Origin of the sequence: Acinetobacter sp. WCHA29, assembly GCF_002165335.1 — a bacterium.
GTDB lineage: Bacteria > Pseudomonadota > Gammaproteobacteria > Pseudomonadales > Moraxellaceae > Acinetobacter.
Map to the genome: position 1 here is coordinate 61,756 of NZ_NHRQ01000008.1, position 16,403 is coordinate 78,158.

At 40.7% G+C, this 16,403-nt stretch carries 17 protein-coding genes; 1 reads left to right on the top strand and 16 read right to left on the bottom strand.

Translation table 11 applies throughout. The annotated features are described in order from the left end of the window. Nucleotides 1-7 precede the first annotated feature (7 nt). On the top strand, nt 8-976 hold the full coding sequence (gene secF / locus CDG59_RS07740) for a protein translocase subunit SecF (protein WP_004664877.1): 969 nt from the start codon (nt 8-10) through the stop codon (nt 974-976). Between the two features lie 94 nt (nt 977-1,070). On the opposite strand, the gene CDG59_RS07745 is transcribed toward secF, so the two are convergent. The 16 genes from CDG59_RS07745 to pdxA all read right to left on the bottom strand — a co-directional run bounded on the left by CDG59_RS07745 (nt 1,071) and on the right by pdxA (nt 16,281). Continuing rightward, nucleotides 1,071-1,724 (bottom strand): 4'-phosphopantetheinyl transferase family protein, encoded by a 654-nt coding sequence (locus tag CDG59_RS07745; RefSeq protein ID WP_087544622.1) that lies wholly within the window; start codon nt 1,722-1,724, stop codon nt 1,071-1,073. Nucleotides 1,725-1,920: 196 nt separating this feature from the next. Further along, nucleotides 1,921-3,330: a ribosome biogenesis GTPase Der gene (gene der, locus CDG59_RS07750; protein WP_005162290.1), complete on the bottom strand. Its 1,410-nt coding sequence runs from the start codon at nt 3,328-3,330 to the stop codon at nt 1,921-1,923. 176 nt (nt 3,331-3,506) lie between these two features. Beyond that, a complete protein-coding gene (bamB, locus tag CDG59_RS07755; RefSeq protein ID WP_087544624.1) occupies nt 3,507-4,649 on the bottom strand; it encodes an outer membrane protein assembly factor BamB in 1,143 nt (380 codons plus the stop codon). Next, the gene (locus tag CDG59_RS07760) at nt 4,649-5,347 is read right to left on the bottom strand and encodes a YfgM family protein (RefSeq protein WP_005162294.1); all 699 of its coding nucleotides are present in this window, start codon (nt 5,345-5,347) and stop codon (nt 4,649-4,651) included. The genes bamB and CDG59_RS07760 overlap by 1 nt, the downstream gene beginning before the upstream one ends. Before the next feature lie 31 nt (nt 5,348-5,378). After that, nucleotides 5,379-6,671: a histidine--tRNA ligase gene (hisS, locus tag CDG59_RS07765; RefSeq protein ID WP_087544625.1), complete on the bottom strand. Its 1,293-nt coding sequence runs from the start codon at nt 6,669-6,671 to the stop codon at nt 5,379-5,381. Then, on the bottom strand, nt 6,668-7,783 hold the full coding sequence (gene ispG / locus CDG59_RS07770) for a flavodoxin-dependent (E)-4-hydroxy-3-methylbut-2-enyl-diphosphate synthase (RefSeq protein WP_004664888.1): 1,116 nt from the start codon (nt 7,781-7,783) through the stop codon (nt 6,668-6,670). The genes hisS and ispG overlap by 4 nt, the downstream gene beginning before the upstream one ends. A gap of 22 nt (nt 7,784-7,805) precedes the next feature. Further along, entirely contained in the window at nt 7,806-8,606 is an 801-nt protein-coding gene (locus CDG59_RS07775) for a helix-turn-helix domain-containing protein (RefSeq protein ID WP_087544627.1), read from the bottom strand. Then, on the bottom strand, nt 8,597-9,400 hold the full coding sequence (pilW, locus tag CDG59_RS07780; protein WP_034602770.1) for a type IV pilus biogenesis/stability protein PilW: 804 nt from the start codon (nt 9,398-9,400) through the stop codon (nt 8,597-8,599). The genes CDG59_RS07775 and pilW overlap by 10 nt, the downstream gene beginning before the upstream one ends. 17 nt (nt 9,401-9,417) lie before the next feature. Beyond that, entirely contained in the window at nt 9,418-10,653 is a 1,236-nt protein-coding gene (rlmN, locus tag CDG59_RS07785) for a 23S rRNA (adenine(2503)-C(2))-methyltransferase RlmN (protein WP_087544629.1), read from the bottom strand. Nucleotides 10,654-10,774: 121 nt separating this feature from the next. Then, on the bottom strand, nt 10,775-11,206 hold the full coding sequence (ndk, locus tag CDG59_RS07790) for a nucleoside-diphosphate kinase (protein WP_087544631.1): 432 nt from the start codon (nt 11,204-11,206) through the stop codon (nt 10,775-10,777). A 108-nt stretch (nt 11,207-11,314) separates the two neighbouring features. Then, entirely contained in the window at nt 11,315-11,515 is a 201-nt protein-coding gene (gene iscX, locus CDG59_RS07795; RefSeq protein ID WP_004664895.1) for a Fe-S cluster assembly protein IscX, read from the bottom strand. Nucleotides 11,516-11,609: 94 nt separating this feature from the next. After that, nucleotides 11,610-12,161: a phosphatase PAP2 family protein gene (locus tag CDG59_RS07800; RefSeq protein WP_087544633.1), complete on the bottom strand. Its 552-nt coding sequence runs from the start codon at nt 12,159-12,161 to the stop codon at nt 11,610-11,612. A gap of 24 nt (nt 12,162-12,185) precedes the next feature. Continuing rightward, the gene (locus CDG59_RS07805) at nt 12,186-13,502 is read right to left on the bottom strand and encodes a glycosyltransferase family 4 protein (RefSeq protein WP_171295011.1); all 1,317 of its coding nucleotides are present in this window, start codon (nt 13,500-13,502) and stop codon (nt 12,186-12,188) included. Between the two features lie 126 nt (nt 13,503-13,628). Next, the gene (locus tag CDG59_RS07810) at nt 13,629-14,468 is read right to left on the bottom strand and encodes a symmetrical bis(5'-nucleosyl)-tetraphosphatase (protein ID WP_087544635.1); all 840 of its coding nucleotides are present in this window, start codon (nt 14,466-14,468) and stop codon (nt 13,629-13,631) included. Beyond that, the gene (gene rsmA, locus CDG59_RS07815; protein WP_087544637.1) at nt 14,468-15,280 is read right to left on the bottom strand and encodes a 16S rRNA (adenine(1518)-N(6)/adenine(1519)-N(6))-dimethyltransferase RsmA; all 813 of its coding nucleotides are present in this window, start codon (nt 15,278-15,280) and stop codon (nt 14,468-14,470) included. The genes CDG59_RS07810 and rsmA overlap by 1 nt, the downstream gene beginning before the upstream one ends. Before the next feature lie 32 nt (nt 15,281-15,312). After that, the gene (pdxA, locus tag CDG59_RS07820; protein WP_087544639.1) at nt 15,313-16,281 is read right to left on the bottom strand and encodes a 4-hydroxythreonine-4-phosphate dehydrogenase PdxA; all 969 of its coding nucleotides are present in this window, start codon (nt 16,279-16,281) and stop codon (nt 15,313-15,315) included. Between the last annotated feature and the right edge of the window lie 122 nt (nt 16,282-16,403).

Consider the following 16,403-nt stretch of genomic DNA (forward strand, 5'->3'; position numbering starts at 1 on the left):
GATTCACATGACTGATCTGACTCAACAAGACTCAAAACAATACGGTCGCCCAGATGATCTAAAAATCATTCCTTTCATGAAGATTGCTAAACCTGCTGCAATCTTCTCGATCTTGATTACCCTTGCGAGCGTTTTCTTTATCGTCACAAAAGGGCTGAATCTCGGTTTGGACTTCACTGGAGGTATCTCTGCTGAACTCAACTACAAAGAAGCTGTTCAACCCGCTCAAGTCGCTCAAGCACTCGATAAAGCAGGCTTTAAAGACGCTGTTGTACAAACATTAGGAAGTAATAAAGACCTGATTGTACGTATGCCAGTGCAAGAAGATCTTAAAGTTGAAGATCTAAACGATACCATCACTAAAGCAGTTCAATTGCCAAATAACCAAGCAGAAGTTCATAAAGTTGACTCTGTTGGCGGTCAAGTAGGTAATGAGCTTTATATCCGCTCTGCAGGTGCACTTGCACTTGCTTTGATCTTAATGCTGATCTACGTCACCATTCGTTTCGAGTTTAAACTTGCAATGGGTGCCGTAATCTCATTATTTCACGATATCGTAATTATCATCGGAACGTTTGCATTGTTCCAATGGCAATTTGATTTAACCGTGCTTGCAGCAATACTTGCGGTAATGGGTTTCTCACTCAACGATAACATCGTTGTATCGGATCGTATCCGTGAGAACTTCCGTAAAATTCGTGGAGCAACACCACGTGAAATTGTAGATATCGCATTAACAGAGACCTTGCGCCGTACGATCCATACCTCAATGACTCTATTACTCGTGGTTCTTGCCATGATGTTCTGGGGAGGTGATGGTTTACATTGGTTCTCAATTGCAATGTGTGTGGGTATCTTTATTGGTACGTACTCATCTATTTATATTGGTACAGCATTTGCTTTATGGCGTGGTTTAAATCGTCAAGATTTTATTGTCCAAGTTAAACCTGAATTTGATGAAGAAGAAATTCCTTAAATCTAAATCATCGTAAAATTCAAATCAAAAAAGCCAGCATAATGCTGGCTTTTTTGATTAAGATTAGAGCACGGGGTTGTACGTTCTTCATTTATCAATATTGAATCATTTGAATCTGCGGAAATTGAAAACCGCGACAAGACTGCTCTGCACCCCATGCGATAGTCAGCACGATCTTCTGATTTAAAACAAAATTTTGATAAGCAAATGTTCCAATCAAAGGATGAGTACACATTCCACCATCATGTGATGGATGAACTTGTGTATTTAGACTATTTAAATCCAGTCTAATTCCAAAACCTGATGCTTTTAGAATTGCTTCCTTAGTCGTCCATACTCTGAGCCAATACTCTGGGTCTTGATCTTGTTGCAACCATGCTTGATATTCTTCAGGATGAAAGGCATGTTGAGCCAAAGCATCAAAACGAACTTTCCGATCCAACTCTTCCACATCAACACCAATCTCTTTCACACGCTCGCTCATCGCCAAAGCATAGTATTTTTGACTATGTGAATGATTAAATTCCAAGGTATGAGAGCTTAAAAATGGCTTACCGTATTCATGTTTTGAAAATTGTAGATCAGTCGTTAAACACTTTAATTTATTTGCCAGAAGGTGATCCCGATAGGCTTTAATCTGTTGTTTTTGATAATCATTAAACGATCTAAAATCTGAGAAATCCGCTTTATCTCGCTCAAGAAGTGAAGCCAAAGCTTGAATATGTATTTCAATTTTACGTATCACCATCAGCTTCACTCAACAAAACATCGTTCAATATAAACCTGATTGTATAAAAACCTAGAAGATTATAATCAAGCTTATTTCGTTTAATCACCTAACTTAAGACTTCATTCGCAAGTGCATGAGCAACTTATCTCATGAGTCACATTAAAAAGCATAAAAAAACCCAAAACAATGTTTGGGTTTTAACGGCAAAATCAGCTTAACGCTTAAATTTTTTCTCAGCCTTTTTAAATTTCTGTATATAACGACGTTTACGTGCTGCAACACGCTCATCAACTTGAGATTTGCGACCTTCAAATGGATTTTCTGAGGTTTTAAAATCAATACGTACTGGTGTACCTTCCAGCTTGTACACTTTACGGAACACGTTTTCCAAATAACGACGGTAATCAGCAGGTGTTTTATCTACTTTGTTACCATGAATCACGATTGTAGGTGGATTTTGTCCGCCCATATGCGCATAACGCATTTTAATACGCTTACCACTAATCATTGGTGGTTGATGCGCATCAGTCGCGTCATTCAAAATCTGCGTTAATTTTGCTGGTGACACTTTCAAATGTGATGAATCATAAGCACGATGAATGGTTGGGTATAAATCACCCACACCAGTTCCATGTAAGGCTGAGATTAAATGTACTTTCGCCCAAGGAATAAAGTCAAAACGGCGATCAACATCAAGCTTACATTGCTTACGATCATATTCAGTCATGTTGTCCCATTTATTAATGGCGATCACCATGGCACGACCAGCTTCTAATGCATAGCCAATTAAATGTAGATCTTGCTCAACGACCCCTTCACGTGCATCAAGCACAACGACAATCACGTGAGCATCTTTGATCGCTTGTAATGTTTTCACGATTGAGAACTTCTCAATCATTTCATCCACTTTACCTTTACGACGCACGCCCGCAGTATCAATCAACGTATATTGACGACCATCACGCTCATAAGGAATATAAATTGAGTCACGTGTAGTACCGGGCTGGTCAAATGCAACTACACGCTCTTCGCCAAGCAAGCGGTTGACTAAAGTTGACTTACCTACGTTTGGACGACCAATAATCGCCAAACGCAAACCTGTATTTTTGTTATGTTCTTCAGGATTTTCATCTTCTGGTACTTCAGCTAATACTTCCTCAAGCATTTGCTGCACACCACGACCATGGCTGGCCGCAACTTGAATAGGTTCTCCCATACCAAGTTTATAGAATTCAACTAGCGCGGCTTCTGCATGAACACCATCAACCTTATTGGCAACTAAATAAACTTTCTTACCTAGTGTACGCAATTCACGGGCAATCTGTTCATCTGATGCCAACAAACCTGCACGTGCATCCACAACAAAAACAATGATATCTGCTTCATGAATGGCTGTTTTTGACTGTTCCGCCATGTATGAGTCAATACCGCCTTCATTCTCACCAATACCGCCAGTATCAACGACGATGAATGATTTATTTTGATACACCGCATCGCCATATTTGCGGTCACGAGTTAAACCAGCGAAGTCAGCAACCAAAGCATCACGACTTTTAGTGATTTGGTTAAATAGCGTTGATTTTCCGACGTTTGGACGACCAATAAGCGCAATAACGGGTTTCATAAATTAACCTTAATTCAGACGAGCCATCATTGATGACATCGTATCAGAAACAGTATGGAAGATTTTGGTGATCAAATAATCACAATAAAAATTCGGGGTTTTGTTCAAACAAATACCCCGATCATTCTTTTATTAGCAATTGCTAATTAAATATTTTACCACAAGCTAAGGCAAAATTAACGATTCTGCCAAATGCTTAATGCACCTTTTCGAGTTGCAACGTAAAGCTGATTATCAATCACACGCAATGAACGGACTTCACCACTAGTTTTCGCACGACCAATCAACTTCCCTGTGTTTGGATCAATCAAATGAATAACTCCATCTAAATCGCCAACCACAAGGTTCTGTCCAAGCATCACAGGATTACTTAATTGACGGTTAAGTAATTCCTCATTCTGCCAAAGAAGTTCGCCTGTCGCTAAATTATAAGCTTTCAATTTTCCATCTGCAGTCGAGACAAAAACTTTATCACCTGAAACTTCAGCGCTATTCGTACTACTTGCATCTTCACTCCACACCACACGCTGTGTCGTAAGATCAGTAGTTGTAACTTGCCCCTGGAAACTGGTTGTTACCAGATATTGACCTGCAACAACTGGGTCACCGACAACATCAATCAAACGTTGAATATCGGAACGGCCATCACTTACTGCAACTCGACGTTGGAAACGCGGCACGCCACTGATTACATCCAATGCATAAACATAAGCATTCGCGGATGCAACAACGACTGTACGTTCATCTAAACGAACGGGTGCAGGTTGACCACGTAAACTAAACTGAACGTTTGGTAATTTATATGCCCACACTTGCTGTCCAGTAACAGTATCATGCGCAAATACAGTCCCGTCATTTGCAATCGTAATAACTCGTCCCGATTGAATGAGTGAAGGAGACAAAATCGCACCAGATAATTTGGCAGACCATTTTTGGCTACCAGTAGCCTGATCTAAGGCAAATAACTCACCTTTACGATTACCAATAATGACAATACCCTCACCTGCTTCTACACCAGCAGTAATTTCTTGCTTAGTAACCTTACTTTTCCAAAGACGCTGCTTAGCTTTATAAGCAGAAACCTGACCATCTGGATCAATCGCAAAAATTACACCGTTATCTGTATCTAACTGCAAGCGTAAAGCTTCTGCTGCATTTGTCGACGAAACACTTTGAGAAAAGACCAGATTTAAGCCTTGCTGTTGCGTAATTTTTGGCAACGAATTCGGTTTCACTTCTTTTACTTTATTGGTTGAACATCCAATTAATAAAGCTGAAGCAATTGCAATTGCCAAAGGTAATTTTAGTTTGTTCTGCATTAAGACTCATCCACTTTGGTATCTAAGATCGGGCGCTCAATTTCAGGATCATCTACTAAAATACCAACGCTTTCGAGTTTAATTTGTAAAAGCTGACGCTCTTGTTTACGTTCAATGAGGCTATCCCAAGCACTTTGATATGCTTTTTGCGCCGATGCAGTATCTTTCTTTGCAACAAAAATATCACCACGTAACTCTTCTGCAGTTGCTTTAAACGCTGGTTCAGTCACGTTTGATAAGGTTTTCAGCGCCTCATCATATTTCTTTTGTGCTAATTGTGAATCCGCTAAACGTATTTTTACAATTTGCAGCAAACCCGCATCTTTAACTTTTGAGTTTTCAACTTTCTTTAATGCTTTTTCAGCTGCAGCATAGTCTTGTTTATCATAAGCAAGCTTCGCCAAGATAAATTGGGTTTGAATCGCCTGAACCGAGTTAGCATCATCTTTCACAATTTTATCTGCTGCTTCAGATACTGTAGCGAAAGCATTTGGTTGACCTGATGCAGCCTTAGCTTCGTCCATCAATTTTTGTACTTTCGCCGTTTGGCTCTGTGCCTCAGCTAAATTTTTCTTTTGCCAATATTCCCATCCGAAAAAGGCAATCAAGGCAATCAGAATCCCGCTAATCATGGCAGAACCATATTTTTTGCCAAAAGACTTTAATTGGTCGAGTTGTTCTTCATCACTTAAACTCATGTGATTGTCCTTTCCCTAAATATTGTGCAATTTATTGTTTAAATTTTTCGATAAAAAAAGATGTCAGCTCAGTTAAAGCGACCTGCGCCTGCTCACCCGTTGCTAGCTCTTTGACCAAAAGCTGTTGTGATTCCCACTCGCGCTCACCCAAAATCACTGCATAGATTGCACCCGATTGATCAGCCTTTTTCATTTGGCTTTTCATACTGCCTTGTGAACCTGTTTTCAGACGAATTGAGCTGTTTGCTGCTTCTAACTGGTCACGGATTTGCTCTGCTAATACTAAAGCTTTAGCTTGAAATGCAGGCTCAGCCAATAAGAAAACTTCACAATCACGTACTTCTTGGGCTTGTTCAACCTGCTCAAGCAACAACAGTAAACGTTCCATACCCATTGCAAAACCAACTGCAGGTATAGATTGATCTGCTTTACCTTTCAGTTGTCCTACCAAGCCATCGTAACGACCGCCTGCGCAGACTGTTCCTTGTGAACCCAACATCGTTGTCGTCCATTCAAATACAGTTTTGTTGTAGTAGTCCAAGCCACGTACTAACTTCTGGTTAATTACAAACTCAACGCCTGCATCAGTGAGGTACTGTTGTAACTGTTGGAAATGATTGATCGAATCTTCTTTTAAGAAATCATGCAACTTTGGTGCATTTTCTAAAATCTTTTGTGTTGATTCAATTTTAGAGTCTAAAATACGTAATGGATTGGTACTTAAACGGCGTTGTGAATCCTCATCTAATGCATCTTTGTGCTGATTTAAAAACTCAACCAAAGCAGCACGATATTCCGCACGCTCATCCGTCTCACCTAAAGTATTGAGTTCTAGACGAACATTTGCGGCTACACCCATACGTTTCCATAGGCGAGCCGTCATTAAAATGATTTCTGCATCAATATCTGGCGTTGCCACACCAAAAGTTTCAACACCAAATTGATGGAACTGGCGATAGCGACCTTTTTGTGGCTTTTCATAGCGGAACATTGGACCCACATACCAAACACGCGGTGTTGCGCCACGCAATAAGTTATGTTCCAACATCGCACGCACACACCCAGCCGTACCTTCTGGACGCAAAGTCAGCGATTCAGGTGGAGTACCTTTATCAAAAAAGGTATACATTTCCTTTTCAACGATATCGGTTGCATCACCAATCGCACGCTTAAACAAACCCGTTTGTTCAACGATCGGTAAACGGATTTGTTGATAGCCATAGGCATCCATTAAAGATGCTAATTGTTGTTCCAGACTTCTCCAAGCAGCAGTTTGTGTTGGAAGGGTGTCATTAAAACCTTTGATCGCGACAATTGAACTCATGATGAACTACGAATAATTTCTTTAGATTTAGCTTCTTCAAGCTCTTGAACACGTTGACGAACCATTGTTTCAATTTCATCAACCAACTGATTTGTGTCAATTAAATGACTTTTTTCACCATTACGATAGACCAGTGAACGCGGTGATGCGCCAACGATACCGATATCCGCCTCTTTAGCTTCACCAGGACCATTCACTTTACATCCAATCACGGATAAATCCATCGGTGTACGGATATCTTCTAGGCGCTCTTCCAAAGCCTGCATCACTTGAATCACATTAAATTCCTGACGTGAGCAGCTTGGGCAAGCAATAAAGTTAATACCATTTGAACGTAAGCCCAACGATTTTAAAATATCAAAACCGATTTTAATTTCATCCTCAGGTTCAGCCGCGAGCGAAATACGCATAGTATCGCCAATGCCTTCCATCAACAGTCCGCCCAAGGCAATTGCTGATTTGACTGTACCCGTACGGTAAATCCCTGCTTCAGTCACACCAAGATGCAGTGGATTATCTATCTGTTGAGACAGCAAACGATAAGCATCCATCGTTAAAAATACATTCGATGCCTTAACGCTGACCTTGAACTCATGGAAATCTAAACGGTCGAGAATATCGATATGACGCATCGCTGACTCAAGTAAGGCCTGCCCTGTCGGCTCACCATATTTCACTTGTAAGTCTTTTTCCAGAGAACCTGCATTCACACCGATACGAATCGAAATACCATGATGTTTTGCTGCAGCAACGACTTCACGTACTTTCTGATCCGAACCAATATTACCCGGATTAATGCGCAAACAATCTGCACCATAGTCCGCAACTGCTAAAGCAATACGATGATCAAAGTGAATATCAGCAACTAATGGAACAGAGACTCGTTTTCGAATTGCTCCAAAAGCTTCTGCTGCTTCCATTGACGGTACAGAAACACGCATGATATCCGCACCTGCATCTGCACAGCGCTGGATTTGCGCTACAGTTGCATCCACATCACAGGTTTCAGTATTGGTCATACTTTGAACACTAATCGGGGCATCACCACCGACATACACTGAACCAACACGAATTTTACGTGTTGGACGGCGTTTAATTGGATTCACAATCATCGTATAGCTCTACTCTTTGGCATTAACGAGACAAACGGAATTCTGCTTTTCCATTAACCGTATATGGAGACAGAGATATTTGCTCCTGATTCAAGGTCAAGGATACAGCTGTTGCATCATCTAAACGAATTTGGAATGGTGATTCACCACTCAAAGTTAATGTAGATGCTTGACGACCTGTTGCTAATACTTTACCTGTTGCATCAACGATATGCACAGATGTTGGTCGACTAAAGTTCAAAACTAATTGGTCGCCAGAAGTTACGTTCGTTGTGGTTCCCATCGGTATAATTTCGACATCAGAACTTTTTGCTTTCGGCGCTTCAACTTCTGCATCATTTTTGTGGCTTGATGTCCAATTTTGTACAGCCATCACTGCCAACCAAGCTAAGACTAAAACAGCAGCTAAAATAGCAATACGCTTCAACCACTTACGATTACGTACACTTTTCGATCCAGCAAGCTTGCCCATAGTCTTGATTGGGGAGTTGCTCAGGGCATGATTGGCCTTGAGACCTGTGTCATTGGCATAGATTTCATCAAAACGCTGGATGATGGCACTAGCATCTGCGTTGAGCAGTTTTGCATAGGCACGGTAATAGCCTTTGATGAATGTGGCTTCAGGCAAGGATTTATAGTCATCTTGCTCTAATGCCGTTAATGTTTTAACGGGCATATTCAATACGCTTGCAATTTCTTCAAGTTCTTTCTTTTGTGCAATACGAATTTGACGCAAATACTCACCAGGACGTTGAATATTTCCTAAGGTTGACGATGGCGAGGTTGAGCCAGTTGGCTGATGTGAATTTGGATTTATTTCCATACGGCCTCAGTACTGTACTGTAATTGCAAATAACGTTGATATTCTGGACTCTCAGGAAATAATGCTCGTAATTGATTCACTAACACTTGCATTCCTAATTGATCCGCACTCGCTCGAGCAATGCGTATACCAATCCAAAGTGCACGTGCACCTTGGTTTTTTTGCCCCACATTACGAACATACTGTTCGTATAGTTGCGATGCATCTCTATTATTTTGTTGCAAATAGAAAATTTCTGCCAACTCTAACATTGAAATAGTTGCATTACGATTTGCTTGTAGCGCTTGTTTGAATGCTTTTTCAGCATTCGCAACATCGCCTAACTTTAAATAGATTCGCCCCAAGTTTTCCAACGATTGAAATCGCTGTTCATAACCTAAGGTTGCACCTGCACGGGTAAATTGCTCAATCGCTTCATTATAACGTTGCATTTGATACAAATATGTACCGTAATTATTACGAGCTTGTGCATTATCTGGTTCTGAAGAAATCGCACGCTTAAAATAAGCATCTGCTTTTTCCATATTAGGTTTACTGCCTTCTTGTTGCAGTAGAATCCCCATCATCATATTGGCGTTTGCATCACGCGAATCAATATTTAAAGCTTGATCAAGAGAACGTTTAGCGGAATCCAAATCACCTGTACGAATATATTCAGCAGCCAGTTGAGAACGAACTTGAACAGCTTTTTCTGGGTCTTTCTTCAACCCTGTCGAAGATTGACAAGCGGTTAAACCCATTACAGTAAACACAACAGCAGTCGTTATAATCGTTTTTAGTCGAGTTGTATTCAACGCTATATCCCCAAGTTTTATCCTTGTGTGCGCAAAATTTCTTGTCGTTGCGCCACTTTCTTCTTCCACTGTTCCGCACGACGCGTACGGTCAGCAACCTGTCCTACCAATTGACCACATGCAGCATCGATATCATCGCCACGTGTCTGACGAATCGTACACACAAATCCGGCGTCAGACAAAGTTTTTTGAAAAGCAATGATGCGATTACGACTCGAACGTCCGTAAGGTGCATGTGGAAATGGATTAAATGGGATTAGATTGATTTTACTTGGCAAGTTTTTCAATAATTTTAATAATTGCTGTGCATGCTCAGGCTGATCATTGACACCCTCCAACATCACATATTCGATAGTGACATGGCGACGTGAGCTTTCATTGCCATCTTTAGCTAAATAACGTTGGCACGCAGCAATAAGTTGCTGTAATGGATATTTTTTATTAATAGGAACCAATTCATTACGTAGTTCATCATTTGGTGCATGTAATGAAATCGCAAGTGCAACATCGATGTCTTGCGCTAATTGATCAATTTTTGGAACAACACCTGATGTTGATAAAGTTACACGGCGTTTAGACATTCCGTAGGCAAAATCATCTAACATTAACTGCATTGAGCTGAGTACTGCATCGTAATTAAGTAAAGGTTCACCCATACCCATCATGACCACATTGGTTACGGTACGTTCACGCTCAGCAACAGGCACATCTTCCATATAAGAATAATTTGCCATCCACAACTGACCGATGATTTCTGCTGGTGTTAGATCACGTTGGAAACCTTGCTTACCCGTCGAACAGAATGAACAATCCAGTGCACAACCCACTTGTGATGAAATACACAAGGTTTTACGTGCACCTGTTTTATCTTCGGCAGGAATCAGCACGGTTTCAACCAGAGAACCTTCACCATCACCTACACGAAACACCCATTTACGGGTACCATCTTTAGAATAGTTACGGTGCACCACTTCAGGTGCTTTGATTTCGCAGATTTTTTCTAATTTTTCACGTAATTTTCCTGAAATATTACTCATTTCAGCAAAATCAGTGACGAAAAACTGGTGTATCCATTTCATGACTTGACCGGCACGAAACTTTTTTTCGCCTAAGTCTTCAAAGAATTTTTCTAATTCGGCTCTGGACATGCCAAGTAAATTTACTTTCTTATCGGCAGCTTGAACGACAGACGTAGTTAAAGACTGTTGTTTTTCATCGACATTCTCAGATGAAACGACCACTACAGAACTCATGTATATTTACCTAAACGATATCAGCGCTAGAAAATGCTGTGTGTTTTTCACACAACTCAATCTATAAAAAATAAAAAACCAGATAAGTAGTATACCACTTATCTGGCTTGAATACTTTGGATTAACGAGTGCGTAGGCAGATCTCGTTATCAGCAAAGAAGTAAGCGATTTCACGCTCAGCAGAAGCAACTGAGTCAGAACCGTGAGCAGCGTTTTCGTCGATGCTTACAGCGAAATCAGCGCGGATTGTACCTGGAGCTGCTTCTTTAGGGTTTGTAGCACCTAAGATTTCACGGTGAGCAAGAACTGCATTTTCGCCTTCAAGAACAGAAACAACAACTGGGCCAGAAGTCATGAATGCAACTAAATCACCAAAGAAACCACGTTCTTTGTGCTCAGCATAGAAACCTTCAGCATCAGCTTGAGAAAGGTGTTTCATTTTAGTTGCAACAATTTTTAAACCCGCTTTTTCAAAACGAGCAAAAATGTCACCAATGTGGTTTTTAGAAACTGCATCTGGTTTTACGATAGATAAAGTACGTTCAATCGCCATGATTGACTCCTATTTATGGTGTAAACTAAAAAATTTGCCGCATTATACCGATGTCATCGCCAATAATCAGCTTGAATCTGTAAAAGTTCAGTGATTTCTGATGTTTTTTTAACGAACTTCATCCAACCAAGCCATTTGAATCGCTTCAAGCAAACCTTCCGTCGACTTATTTGGGTCATCATTAAAGTCTGGTAATGCGCAAACCCAAGCATGTAAATCAGTAAAACGAATCCATTGAGGATCTACATCTGGGTGTGCTTCAGTAAGTTCGATTGCGATATCAATCGTATCTGTCCAACGTAAGCCCATTTGATAACCTAATTAACAGTTTGTGATTGAGCGTACTTTAACAAATCCTAAGATTTAAAAAATAGTCTTCTATCATTAAAACTCGTTAAATTATTCAAAGAATGATATTGAAGTTTGGTGCCAACAAAATAATACCGCTAGCGACGGATGCACCAATCACCGCCCCGACGATCACATCACTTGGGTAATGTAATCCTAAAATCATGCGGGACATTGCAACCAGAATCGTAAATGGCAACATCAAGATTAATAACAACGGTTGGATATAGCCTAATGTAATAGTAACCATGACCGCATGCAAAGTATGACCTGATGGAAAACTAAAATGATCCAATGGTAGCTCGCCCAGTACAATCACTTGGTGAACTTGATAAGGGCGTGGTCGAGTCGTTTTATGCTTTAAAAACTTATAAATCCCCGTACCAACAGAACCTGCAACGAGCAAATATAGAATTTGCAGACCGTATGCCAAACCTTGTGCAATCCATACTGATAACAACATGACATACCAAAATGGTCCATCACCCAAACGACTAATCGTTTTAAAAAATAAGGCAATGCGTTGTGACTGTGAGAGATGATTAAGGTATACACACCCTTTTAGATCTAGATCGAGTATTTTTATTTTTGCATTTTGAAATTTCATACTTTTCTCCTTTCTGAGGATACTTTAGGCAGAGTTCATAAGAGGTTCCTGCGCTACCTGATAAAGTGCTTGTTCTAATTGTTGTACAGGAAACTGCCAACTGCTTTCCTGTACAGTTTCACTTGCTAATAAACCCATTTTTCTCAGTTCTGGGAGAGCTGGCAAATGACAAATGGATTGTGTTAAATCTGCGGCCTGTCCGAGAGGACTCAACCAACCTGTAACACCATGTTTGACATGCTGATGCGCACATACGTAGTCATAGGCAATCACTGGTAATCCGCTAGCAATTGCTTCTAGCACTACATTTCCAAACGTATCAGCTTGACTAGCAAAGGCGAAAACATCTGCACTTGCATAAGCGGCTGAAAGATTCTTACCACTTAAGCTACCAGTAAAAATAATATCTTCTGATATCGCTAATTTACTCAAACGAATACGATCAGGCCCATCTCCAACAATTACAAATTTTGTATTTGCACCTTGCTGTCTCTGCCAAGCATGGAAAGCTTCAATTAAGACATCAATTTCTTTTTCTGGTGATAAGCGTCCAACATACAGCATTACACGGGTATCAGCATCTACACCCCATTGTTGGCGTAATTGCTGTGAACGATGTTTTGGGGAAAACTTCGCAGTATCAACACCTCGTCCAACAACAACTAAAGGACAAGTCACACCAAAACCACGTAGTGCTTGTTCCGTGTATTGACTGGGTACACACGTGACATCTGTACTATTATGGAACCATGTTAAGTAACGTTGAATCGGTTTGACTAAAAAAGCCAAGTCAAAGAAACGGCTAAAATCTTGGAAAGCTGAATGGAATCCACTCGATACGGCGATTTTTTTTGACTTTGCAGCTTGTAGTGCTATTAAACCTAATGGACCTTCAGTCACGATATGCACTACGTCAGGTGCGAACTGCTCAAATGCTTTAGAGACTTTAAGATATTGTGGCCAACCAAATTGAACACTTGGGTATTTTGGAATAGGCTGAGACATCACCAAGCATTCTTGTTCAGGTAAAAATTCTGTACAAATCGTTTTTTGTATAGGCCTGACCAATAGAATTTTATGTCCAAGCCGTTGTAGCCCCTGACATAATTGCATCATAGATAATGCTACACCATTAATTTCTGGTGGCCATGTTTCAGTGACAATTGCGATTCTCAAACGAGGGCGAACTAAATCCCGAAGTTCAGACAATTCATCTTGTTTATTTTTGAGTTGTTTCCTTTTAAAGTAAAATTTAAAACTTTCAGGAAACTGTTCTTGCTTTAGTAGAGATGTCGCGTATGTACTTTGCATATCGCCATCCATTTGTGTCGTTATTTTCATGCTTTTAGCTTATAAATATTTTTTGACACTTTAATGATCAGTGTATGACAGTTTTTTGACAGTCTTAAAATAGAAAATGCCCGATTTCAATATGAAAATGGACATTTAAAAGAGATCACAGGCTCATCAAGCCAAAGGATTATCCACCGCAAACATGTGTTGATCTTCTAAACGGAACGCCATCAATTGCTGTCCCCAAACACATCCACCATCGACATTTTGAATTTGGCGACTAATGGTTTTACCCTGCAAGGCCGCCCAATGTCCAAAAATAATTTGATGAGTTTGTGCAGCCTGACTATCAAACTCAAACCACGGCTGAAAGCCTGTTGGCATCGGCGCATCAAGTGCATCTTTAAAGTCAAACTCTAAACGCCCTTCGGCATCAGTCAAACGCATTCGGGTCAGATAATTAGTAATACAGCGCAAACGTGCCATACCTGTCAGCTCATCTGACCATAAATCAGGTTGTGAACCATACATCTCTGCAAGAAAACTATCTAAAATCGAAAGATCTTCATGACCCACTACCTGCTCGACTTCTTGTGCCAATGCCACAGTTTGTTCGGCATTCCAGATACACGGCACACCTGCATGAGTAATCAGAGTTTGATCATTCGGAGATAAACTCAATGGCTGTTTACGCAACCAATCAATCAGCTCATCACCATCAATCGCATCAATCACGTCCTGAGTACGATCTTTATCTTTAACTTTTTTAAAACCACGAGCACAAGCAATGAGGGTCAGATCATGATTGCCTAGTACAGTTGCCGCAGCACCACGATCAGCCAGTTTTTTAATAAAGCGTAATGCGCCCACCGAGTTTTCGCCACGTGCAACTAAATCACCCGCAAACCATAAAAAGTCTTGATCTGGATCAAAGCGAATTTCTTTCAGTAACGCTTTCAGCGCTTCAAAACAACCTTGTACATCACCAATGACATAGTTATAGCGTTTAGACATTAAGATACCATCTGATCAGAAAGTGCGACAAAATCAGCCAAGCTTAAGGTTTCTGGGCGGGCCATCGGATCAACACCTGCTTTTTCAAAGCCATCTTCTGCCAACATCCCTTTTAAGCTATTACGTAAGGTCTTACGACGTTGGGTAAACACATGACCCACTAAACGCGCCAGTGCTTTCTCATTTTTTGCTACGATCGGTTTTACGTCATAAGGTTCCAAACGGAATACCGCAGAAGTCACTTTGGGTGGCGGATTAAATGAACCCGGTGGCACTTCAAACAAGAAAGTCGGTTTACAGTAATACTGGATCATCACCGATAAACGACCATATTCTTTGGTGTTTGGTGTTGCCGTAATACGATCAACCACTTCCTTTTGCAACATGAAATGCATGTCTTTGACCTTGTCACCAAACTCTAAGAGATGGAACAACAAAGGCGTAGAAATGTTATAGGGTAAATTTCCCACTACACGTAGTGGACGACCATCTTGGAACAATTGCGTGAAATCATATTTTAAAGCATCAGCTTCAATAATGGTCAAACGTTCAGGATATGGCACACGTCCCGGTAAACCGGCAGCCAAATCACGATCCAGCTCAACCACGGTTAACGCATCACACTCGCCAATTAAAGGTGAGGTCAATGCAGCTAAACCCGGTCCAATTTCGACAATATTTTCACCCGCACGCGGATTCACTGAACGTACAATTTTGGCAATCACACGTTGATCATGTAAGAAGTTTTGACCAAAACGTTTTCGAGCCTGATGCCCTTCATCTTTAGGGTTTAGGGCATTAATTTGATACATAATAATTCCAACGTGAATAATTTACTCGCCCATTACTGACGGGCTAAATCAAGTGCTAAATCCACTGCAACCTGCAAACTTGATGCTTTTGCCTGTCCAGTGCCTGCAAGAGAAAGTGCTGTACCATGATCGACCGAAGTTCGAATAAATGGCAAGCCTAATGTAATGTTTACTGCTTCACCAAAGCCTTGTGATTTTAACACAGGTAAACCTTGATCGTGATACATTGCTAAAACAGCATCTGCATCTTTTAGATTTTCTGGGGTAAATAAGGTATCTGCAGGCAAACAGAGACTCACCCCTATACCTTGTGCACGATAGCTTTCTAGCACTGGATTAATCACGTCGATTTCTTCTCGACCTAAATAACCATCTTCACCTGCATGTGGATTTAAGCCACAGACCAGAATGCGTGGTTGTGCGATTTTAAATTTGCTTTTTAAGTCTTGAATCAGAATATCAATCACTTGATGCAAACGCTCTTTAGTAATCGCATCAGGCACATCTCGCAACGGCAAATGTGTGGTTGCCAATGCAACACGCAATGTTTTAGTCGCCAACATCATCACCACACGATCCACACCTGCAAACTCTTGGTAAAACTCAGTATGTCCGCTAAATAGAATGCCTGCATCATTAATAATCGACTTTTGCACTGGCGCTGTAGCAACCCCTACACTCCGCCCCGACATCGCATAGTCAGCTGAACGACGTAATTGCTCTAACACATACGCAGCATTGGCTGAATCTAACTGACCTAAAATAACAGGTTTTGCTAAAGGCACATGCTCAACGAAAAGCTGCCCTGCTAAACTCGACCGTTTTTCGCCCTGAAATGGAATAAGTTCAACATCAATATTTAACTGTTTGGCGCGCTGCTGCAACATCTGGACATCAGCCAAAATAACGATCGGTCGCTCATCAACACGGTTTGCTAGACTTAGACAAATATCTGGTCCAATTCCGGCTGGTTCGCCAGAAGTGACATACAAAGGCAACATGACCCACCAATTCTAATTTTAAGCATTACCTTATAGTTTACCGAAAGTTTTTTATTTAGAAAGTTTTGTGTATACCCATAAGATCGACTAAATATCCAATAGACAAACCAACACCAATAAAA

Coding starts and splice junctions, on each gene's coding strand:
- rlmN (WP_087544629.1), bottom strand. CDS start 10,653: ATGAGTTCTGTAGTGGTCGTTTCATCTGAGAATGTCGATGAAAAACAA.
- CDG59_RS07805 (WP_171295011.1), bottom strand. CDS start 13,502: ATGAAAATAACGACACAAATGGATGGCGATATGCAAAGTACATACGCG.
- CDG59_RS07800 (WP_087544633.1), bottom strand. CDS start 12,161: ATGAAATTTCAAAATGCAAAAATAAAAATACTCGATCTAGATCTAAAA.
- iscX (WP_004664895.1), bottom strand. CDS start 11,515: ATGGGCTTACGTTGGACAGATACGATTGATATCGCAATCGAACTTACT.
- CDG59_RS07760 (WP_005162294.1), bottom strand. CDS start 5,347: ATGAGTTTAAGTGATGAAGAACAACTCGACCAATTAAAGTCTTTTGGC.
- rsmA (WP_087544637.1), bottom strand. CDS start 15,280: ATGTATCAAATTAATGCCCTAAACCCTAAAGATGAAGGGCATCAGGCT.
- CDG59_RS07775 (WP_087544627.1), bottom strand. CDS start 8,606: ATGGAAATAAATCCAAATTCACATCAGCCAACTGGCTCAACCTCGCCA.
- ndk (WP_087544631.1), bottom strand. CDS start 11,206: ATGGCGATTGAACGTACTTTATCTATCGTAAAACCAGATGCAGTTTCT.
- secF (WP_004664877.1), top strand. CDS start 8: ATGACTGATCTGACTCAACAAGACTCAAAACAATACGGTCGCCCAGAT.
- CDG59_RS07810 (WP_087544635.1), bottom strand. CDS start 14,468: ATGTCTAAACGCTATAACTATGTCATTGGTGATGTACAAGGTTGTTTT.
- CDG59_RS07745 (WP_087544622.1), bottom strand. CDS start 1,724: ATGGTGATACGTAAAATTGAAATACATATTCAAGCTTTGGCTTCACTT.
- bamB (WP_087544624.1), bottom strand. CDS start 4,649: ATGCAGAACAAACTAAAATTACCTTTGGCAATTGCAATTGCTTCAGCT.
- hisS (WP_087544625.1), bottom strand. CDS start 6,671: ATGAGTTCAATTGTCGCGATCAAAGGTTTTAATGACACCCTTCCAACA.
- ispG (WP_004664888.1), bottom strand. CDS start 7,783: ATGATTGTGAATCCAATTAAACGCCGTCCAACACGTAAAATTCGTGTT.
- der (WP_005162290.1), bottom strand. CDS start 3,330: ATGAAACCCGTTATTGCGCTTATTGGTCGTCCAAACGTCGGAAAATCA.
- pdxA (WP_087544639.1), bottom strand. CDS start 16,281: ATGTTGCCTTTGTATGTCACTTCTGGCGAACCAGCCGGAATTGGACCA.